Here is a 7,595-nt window from a genome sequence, read left to right as displayed (position 1 = left end):
AGGTGGCTGGGCGGAGATGAAGCTTGAGCAGGTTAATGCATTAAGGGCGCAAGTGAACTTACCCCCAGAGAAGCACTCATTTCTTGATCCTCGCAATGAAGAATCTAAACAGCGTCGTTTTGCGAAAATACGTAAAGCTACAGCCCGTCATCGGCAGGATAAAAAGCAGAGCAAACGACGGGGTAAATAAGTGGTTATCGGTGAAGGCTGGTTGCCAGATTTTGTGGCAAACCAGCGCTTGTTACTAGCATGGCCGTACCGGGGAGATGTCTGGCGTAGTCATGCAAAACCGGCGCAAAACGCCTTGCTCAGGTTATTGGATCAGTTACCGGCCTCGGCGCCAGTTTCGTTGGTAGTATCCTCTCAGGTTAAAGGTAACTTGCCTGACTCTCTGAAACGGATTCACCGTATTGAAGTTGATTATGACGATATCTGGTTACGGGATATTGCTCCGCTCTGGCTGAATAATGGAAAAGAGGTAAAAGCCTTATCCTTCAACTTTGATGGTTGGAGCGGTGTGCAACAAGCGATAACTGCGGACAGTCAGTTTGCTGAAAATTTATGCGGTTATTTCAATTTGTCGCACGACAAAGCACAACTGGTTGCAGAAGGTGGTGCTTTTACCCACAACGGGAAAGGTGACTGGATAGTTGGGTTAGCGTGCATAAAACGAAGAAACCCGGACCTGAGTCATAATGAATTAAAAGCGATACTCAGTAAGTTATTACCTGGCCAGCGTCTCTACTTTTTCAATAACTCTTTGTCGGCTGATGAAACCGGCGGCCACATTGACAATATGGCGATCTTTGTCGATTCTGACACCTTGTTATATGTGTTTACCGACGACGTAACACACCCGGACTATGAAGCCTGCCAGCAGTTGCAGAAGCTTGTCAGTCAATTACCAAAGTTTATTAACGCAATTCCACTTCCCTTGCCGCGGCCGCAGTCAGCAATGCCAGAAGAAAGACAGGATATAGAACTTAACGAACTGAGCTTAAAGCGAACCATTGATTTGCCTTTGCTTTGCAGCTACGTGAATGTGCTGCAGACCGATAAGCTGCTCGTGATTCCTGAATTTGGTTTAGAAACAGATGATGAGGCTTTTCAGCGAATTCAAAATGCTTTGCCTGAGAGGAAAGTGTTGTCGTTTAACGCCAGGGAATTTGTCCTTGGAGGTGGCGGTTTGCATTGTATAAGCCATAATCTGCCAGCTTGATTGAAGCTAACCGCTGGCTAGTCAGTAATAATCAAACGCTCGCGGCCTTTATCTTTAGCTTCAAACAAGACTTTGTCAGCGCGTTTATAGAGCGAGTCAAAGCTATCGTCCGGGTGGGCGTTAGTGAAGCCCATGCTAAAGGTCACGCGATAATCATTTGGTAAACCGTCAATGGGGCTTTTATTCAGTTCTTCAGTTATGCGCTCGAAAATGTTTTTCGCGTCTTCTTTACTGGCGTCGAAAAACACCATTAACCATTCTTCTCCGCCCAAACGGCCAAAACTGTCATGATTACGCAGACTTTGTTTAGCAACTGCAGCGAAACGTTTCAGTACATTGTCGCCGACATCGTGGCCGAACTGGTCGTTTATCGTTTTAAAATAGTCAAAATCTACAACGGCTAATGCCAATTGGCGCTGTTGCTCCTGAGCTTGCTCCAGCCCTTTTTTGCATATACGAACAATAGCTCGTCTATTGGGGGCATTCGTCAGATCATCTTTCAGAGCGAGTTCTGCGAAATTCTTACGAGCCTTCCATTGTTGGTATAAAAAGGCTGAAACGATAATGACAACCAGGAAACCGGAAATGATAATCCATATGAGGAGGTAATACGACGTTTGCTGCTCCTGGAGCTCCAGTTGCTGCAATTCGTTCTCTTTCTTTAACAATTCGTTAGTTGTTTCCTGTTCTTTAATTTCCAGGCGCACCATAATTTCCTGCACCTGTTTATCACGAGTTTGTTGCTGAACTTTCTGCATGAAGTTTACGGACATTTTATAATGCTTAAGAGCAGCTTCGTAGTTACCTATTCTCTGATAGTAGTCCGACCAATGTTCGTGCAGAGTTTGATGTAGCTCGTCATTTGTGAGTGTATTGATGATAGAAGTTGCAGCCTCTAACTGACTCAGAGCATTATCAAGTTTATCAGTGCCTAAATAGACCGACACCATACTTAATCGGCTTTGTGCTTCCATGGGGTGTGCGGCGGCAGACTTAAATTGGGGGAGTGCCTCATTAAGGCGTGTTAAAGCTTGCTGGTAATCTTTGTCTGCAATATCTATTGAAGCCATTTGAAACAGTGCGTATGCAACACCCAGATCATCATTAATTGCTTCGCTGATTTCTAAAGCGGCTTTAAAATGTTGCTCGGCTTGATTGTCGTTTCCTGCGGCCTGATAGGCCCGGGCAAGGTTATATTCCAATACCGAGACATCCCACTCACCAAGGTGCTCCCTGCTTATATCCAGAGCGTCCTGTATGTGTGCTAACGCGATGTCATTAGCCCCGACATCCATATAAATAGAGCCGATAAGGGCGTGGAATTCCATTTGCAGTCTGGGGCGCGCAGTGTAAGCGCTTCGGTTTAGCTGCTCCAAAATTTGAAGGGCACGGGCAATATCACCCGTGTTCTGCATGACTTGAGCGTGCAGAATCTCTGCTTCAATCTGCAAGTCTTTATTGCCGGAAGCTTTTGCGTACTCTATTGCGTAGACAATGCTTGTATTAGCCTGCCGAAGTTTCCCTCGCTGCAGGAAATACCAGGTTTGGTTCATTTTCAACAGCGTTTTTGCAATTTTTGACTCTGCCAACTCTGCAAAACGCAAGCCTTCCTGAATTGCACGTTGTGCTTCACTTTCTTTACCAGAATAACGGTAAGCCTCTGCTTGCAATGCGTAGGCCATAGCCAATTCTTCAAACTGACGCTGGTTATCGTACTGTTCTATGAGCTCCGAAGTCTTTTCTATCCATACATCGGGGTTACTGCTGGCTTCAACACGCTGCTGCTGCCACTCTTGAGCCATTACCATAGGAGCGGCTACCAGCAGAATGATGAATAAGATGTTACGGATTTTTTGGAACAAAATGACCCTGACTGTTAAAAAAGTGTTGAAGTATCAACTATATTACTCCGAGTGCAGCGCATAGCAATGATTTAATTGTCAGAGGCTGACTGACTTTGGGTTAAGAAAGTGACTTCAACACGTGCTTCAATGGTCTGCTGGCCCGGTAGCGATACTTTATCTGAGCGACTACTCATTTCGGCCATCTGCATAATGACCGGCCGTGACATTGATTGCTCAGCAATGCTTAATGTGCTTTTTAGTTCCAGTCCTGCCGCTGTAGCAAGACGCTCAGCTTTCGCCTTGGCTTGTTGGTATGCATTCACCAGTGCTTGTTCATATAAACCTTGTTGGTCGCTAATTTCAAACTTAACCTGACCAACACGAGTAACCCCGCGCGCCAGGGCAAGATCGATAATGCTGTCGTAATTCTCCGGTTCCAGCAAAGTGACCTGAACTTCGCGTTGCACGACAAATCCGTTTTGTTCTGTTTTGCCATCGTCATTTTGTTCATAACGTGGATAAATCTGCAATTGATAGGAGCGGATGTCTTTATCTTCAACTCCTTTATTATTTAAATCGTTAATCAGACGGTTGGTTGTTTCATCGACTAAAGTCTTTTGCGAGCTGAGCTTATTTCCGCGCTCTTCAATCCAGAAGGTGAGTGACATTTGGTCCGGAATAGCCGATACGCTTCCACTGCCCGAGGTCGACAATGTCCGTTCATTAGCTTGAGTGACAGTGCTAAATGCTACTGTAAGAAAAGCAAGACAGGTTAAGAGAAACCTTGATTTTGTGTGGCTCTGAGTCATATTAATCATCCTTAGACCAAATTCCATAGTTACGTGTTGGAGTATAGACCATGGACGAAAGTTCAGAATATGACGAGAAATCGTTGCGCGACAGTGCCTTCAGGTTGCTTGCTATGCGCGAACAAAGTCGTACTGAATTAAAGCGTAAATTAATACAAAAGCAATGGCCCGCAGACATGGTTAAGCGCGTTGTTGATGAACTTGATAACGAAGGATGGCAGAGCGACGAGCGTTTTGCCGCAAGTTTTATTCGCGAGAAAGTAGGGCAAAAGCAAGGGCGGTTAAAAATCCTTGCTCAAGTAACTCAACAAAAAGGCGTCTCTGAGCAGATTGCCGAAAGTGTGCTCGATTCAATGGAAGTTGACTGGTTTGAGTTGTGTGCAGAGTTGAAACAAAAGAAATTCGGCGATGACCAGCCTGCGGACGAAAAAGAGTGGAGCCGTCAGGTTCGTTTTTTGCAGCAAAGAGGGTTTACTCCAGAGCAAATTTTCGCTTGTGTCAATCGACCACGACGCTAGGCTAGGCGGCTACTTCATGATAGTCTTAGGCCATTAAAATATTGACCTAAAGTCACTCAGTTAAGAAAAGTAGGACTCAACATGAGCATGAACAGTGCCCAAATTCGTGATGCATTTTTAAATTACTTTGCTGAACGAGGACACGAAAAAGTGCCTTCGTCATCAATGATTCCAGGCAACGATCCAACCCTCTTATTTACTAATGCGGGAATGGTTCCGTTCAAAGATGTTTTTCTGGGTACTGACAAGCGCCGTTATAACAAAGCCACCTCTGCGCAACGTTGTCTTCGTGCCGGAGGTAAGCATAACGACCTCGAAAACGTTGGTTATACCGCTCGTCATCATACATTTTTTGAAATGATGGGGAATTTTAGCTTTGGTGATTATTTTAAAAAGCAGGCAATTCAATATGCCTGGGATTTTTTAACCAAAGAGTTGAAATTACCGGCGGAAAAGCTTTGGGTAACGGTCTTCACTGAAGACGATGAAGCTTACGATATTTGGGCAAAAGATATCGGTGTTCCGGAAGACCGCATTTCACGCATTGGTGAAAAGGATAATTTCTGGTCTATGGGTGATACTGGTCCTTGTGGACCTTGCTCTGAGGTTTTTTATGATCATGGTCCGGAAGTCTGGGGCGGTCCTCCGGGGACACCAGAAGAAGACGGCGACCGTTATATAGAAATCTGGAACCTGGTCTTTATGCAGTATAACCGTCAGGCTGACGGAACTTTTGAACCATTGCCCGATCCGTCGATTGATACAGGCATGGGGCTTGAGCGCATTTCTGCCATTATGCAGAACGTTCACAGCAACTACGAAATTGACTTATTCCAGGCCTTGATTAAAGCGGCAGCTGAAATTATTGGTACCGACGATCTTGATAATAAGTCGTTGCGGGTAATCGCTGATCACATTCGTTCGTGTTCATTCCTGATTACTGACGGCGTGATGCCATCTAATGAAGGCCGTGGTTATGTGCTGCGTCGTATAATACGAAGAGCCGTGCGTCACGGACATTTATTAGGTGCTAAAGATGCTTTCTTTTTCCGCTTAGTTGATGAGTTAGCACGACAGATGGGCGATGCGTACCCTGAGTTAGTTCAGAAACAGCAGATCATTAAAGATGCGCTGGAGCGAGAAGAGCAGCAGTTTGCCCGGACACTTGAGCGAGGCCTGGCTATTTTGTCTGATGAAATTAGTCAGCTTAAAGGCAAAGTGATACCCGGCGATGTCGTATTCAAACTTTATGACACCTATGGTTTTCCGGTTGACTTAACGGCGGATATTGCACGTGAGCATGAGCTGACAGTTGATGAGGAAGGCTTTGAACAAGCTATGTCTGAACAGCGTCTGAGAGCTCAACAGGCGTCTCAGTTTGGTATGGATTATAACCAACAGTTAAAGTCTGAAAATCAAACGACATTTACCGGATACGATGATGTTGCCGGGCAGGCAAAAGTGGTTGAGCTTTTCAAAGAAGGGCAACCGGTGGAAGAGTTACAAGCTGGTGACAAAGGTATTGTTGTTCTTTCAGAAACACCGTTTTACGCAGAAAGTGGTGGTCAGATAGGCGATAAAGGTGTGTTAGTTGCAAGCGGTAACGCTTTTGAAGTCACTGATACTCAATACATTGGTAAAGCAATAGCGCACCATGGTGTTGCCAAAGCGCCTGTGAAGTTAAATGACAGTGTAAAAGCTGAAATTGATTCAGAGCGTAGAGAAAATATTAAACGCAACCATTCTGCGACTCACTTGCTTCATGCCGCTCTTAGAAACTTGTTGGGTGAACATGTTACGCAGAAAGGTTCGTTAGTTGAGGCCGATAAAATGCGCTTTGACTTCTCGCATTTTGAACCCGTTACAAATGAACAACTGGCTCAGCTTGAGCGTGAGGTGAATGCTCAAATTCGAACTAACTTGCCATTACAAACTGAACTCATGGCAATTGATCAAGCGAAAGAAGCCGGTGCCATGGCGTTGTTTGGAGAGAAGTATGACGATCAGGTGCGTGTTGTGCGCATGGGAGACTTCTCTATGGAACTCTGCGGTGGTACGCACGTAAAAGCGACTGGTGATATCGGTTTATTCAGAATAACCTCTGAAGGGGGAATCGCATCGGGTGTCCGTCGTATTGAAGTTGTAACTGGTGAAGCCGCTATTCGCTACACCCAACAACAACAGTCTATATTGCAAAATCTTGCCGGTGAGTTAAAAACCGAGTCGAATTCTGTCGCTGAAAAAGTACAGCAGTTGCAGCAGAAGTTTCGTGAGCTTGAGCGTAAAAATGAACAGTTACAACAGAAATTAGCACAGCAAGCTGGTGGCGGTTTAATCGCCCAGGCCATTGATATTAATGGCGTTAAAGCAATAATTGCGGAGCTGGATCAGGCGGATCCTAAATCTTTACGCGGTTTAGTTGATGACCTGAAGAACCAAATTGGTTCCGGCATCGTATTATTAGGAACTGCAAATGGTAATAAAGTCAGCCTCATAGCTGGCGTTACTGCCGATTTAACGTCTAAAGTTAAAGCAGGGGATATTGTGAATCAGGCGGCTAACGTGGTTGGTGGTAAAGGCGGAGGTCGCCCTGATATGGCCCAAGCGGGTGGTTCACTCCCGGAACAGTTAAATGAAGCTCTGGCTACCGCAACAACTTGGTTACAACAGCAACTCTAGTTGTCGTGCCGAGGGTTAAAAACACAACGAAAAATTATGCGTTTCGTTATAGTGTAATTGCTCTCAGTATTGGTAGACTGCTTACGACAGTTCAGGGAAATGTTCGATATTCGCGGTAAGAATCGGAACAGTATTGAAGGAGCAATCTATGCTAATTTTAACTCGCCGTGTAGGTGAAACATTGATGATAGGTGATGATGTTTCGGTCACTGTTCTCGGCGTTAAGGGAAACCAAGTACGTATTGGTGTTAATGCCCCGAAAGACGTTTCCGTTCATCGCGAAGAGATTTATATGCGTATTCAGTCCGAAAAGGACGATGAGCAAGATAAAGAATAAACTTTCAGACTAAGACCGGCGAAAGCCGGTCTTTTTTTATGTTTTCGGCCATTTTGCAGAAAATTCATGCGAGATGGTTAATTATCCCACACTTAGACCCGAGTTTTTAAAAAAGCGATTGACATTATTGCCAACATCGCTAGAATTCACGCCACAACGATTTGGAGAGGTGGCCGAGTGGCTGAAGGC

At 45.1% G+C, this 7,595-nt stretch carries 6 protein-coding genes and 1 pseudogene; 5 read left to right on the top strand and 2 right to left on the bottom strand.

The window, feature by feature from the left end; all coding sequences use genetic code 11:
• A pseudogene (locus tag B3180_RS06080) lies at positions 1 to 190 on the top strand (ribosomal large subunit pseudouridine synthase B); the annotation flags it as partial.
• Positions 191 to 1,219: an agmatine deiminase family protein gene (locus B3180_RS06075; RefSeq protein ID WP_271331233.1), complete on the top strand. Its 1,029-nt coding sequence runs from the start codon at positions 191 to 193 to the stop codon at positions 1,217 to 1,219.
• A 17-nt stretch (positions 1,220 to 1,236) separates the two neighbouring features.
• On the opposite strand, the gene B3180_RS06070 is transcribed toward B3180_RS06075, so the two are convergent.
• Together B3180_RS06070 and B3180_RS06065 are read right to left on the bottom strand one after the other, a co-directional pair.
• Positions 1,237 to 3,081: a tetratricopeptide repeat-containing diguanylate cyclase gene (locus tag B3180_RS06070; protein ID WP_224797222.1), complete on the bottom strand. Its 1,845-nt coding sequence runs from the start codon at positions 3,079 to 3,081 to the stop codon at positions 1,237 to 1,239.
• 71 nt (positions 3,082 to 3,152) lie between these two features.
• Positions 3,153 to 3,872 (bottom strand): SIMPL domain-containing protein, encoded by a 720-nt coding sequence (locus tag B3180_RS06065; protein WP_273023589.1) that lies wholly within the window; start codon positions 3,870 to 3,872, stop codon positions 3,153 to 3,155.
• Between the two features lie 50 nt (positions 3,873 to 3,922).
• Between B3180_RS06065 and B3180_RS06060 the strand changes: the two genes are divergently transcribed.
• The 3 genes from B3180_RS06060 to csrA all read left to right on the top strand — a co-directional run bounded on the left by B3180_RS06060 (position 3,923) and on the right by csrA (position 7,406).
• On the top strand, positions 3,923 to 4,390 hold the full coding sequence (locus tag B3180_RS06060) for a regulatory protein RecX (protein WP_273023588.1): 468 nt from the start codon (positions 3,923 to 3,925) through the stop codon (positions 4,388 to 4,390).
• Positions 4,391 to 4,471: 81 nt separating this feature from the next.
• Positions 4,472 to 7,069 (top strand): alanine--tRNA ligase, encoded by a 2,598-nt coding sequence (gene alaS, locus B3180_RS06055; RefSeq protein ID WP_054488409.1) that lies wholly within the window; start codon positions 4,472 to 4,474, stop codon positions 7,067 to 7,069.
• Positions 7,070 to 7,217: 148 nt separating this feature from the next.
• Positions 7,218 to 7,406: a carbon storage regulator CsrA gene (gene csrA, locus B3180_RS06050; protein WP_011234973.1), complete on the top strand. Its 189-nt coding sequence runs from the start codon at positions 7,218 to 7,220 to the stop codon at positions 7,404 to 7,406.
• Positions 7,407 to 7,595: the final 189 nt, after the last annotated feature.

It is taken from the genome of Idiomarina sp. UBA4206 (genome assembly GCF_002383015.1).
GTDB lineage: Bacteria > Pseudomonadota > Gammaproteobacteria > Enterobacterales > Alteromonadaceae > Idiomarina > Idiomarina abyssalis.
This window is presented reverse-complemented; position numbering and strand designations above follow the sequence as displayed.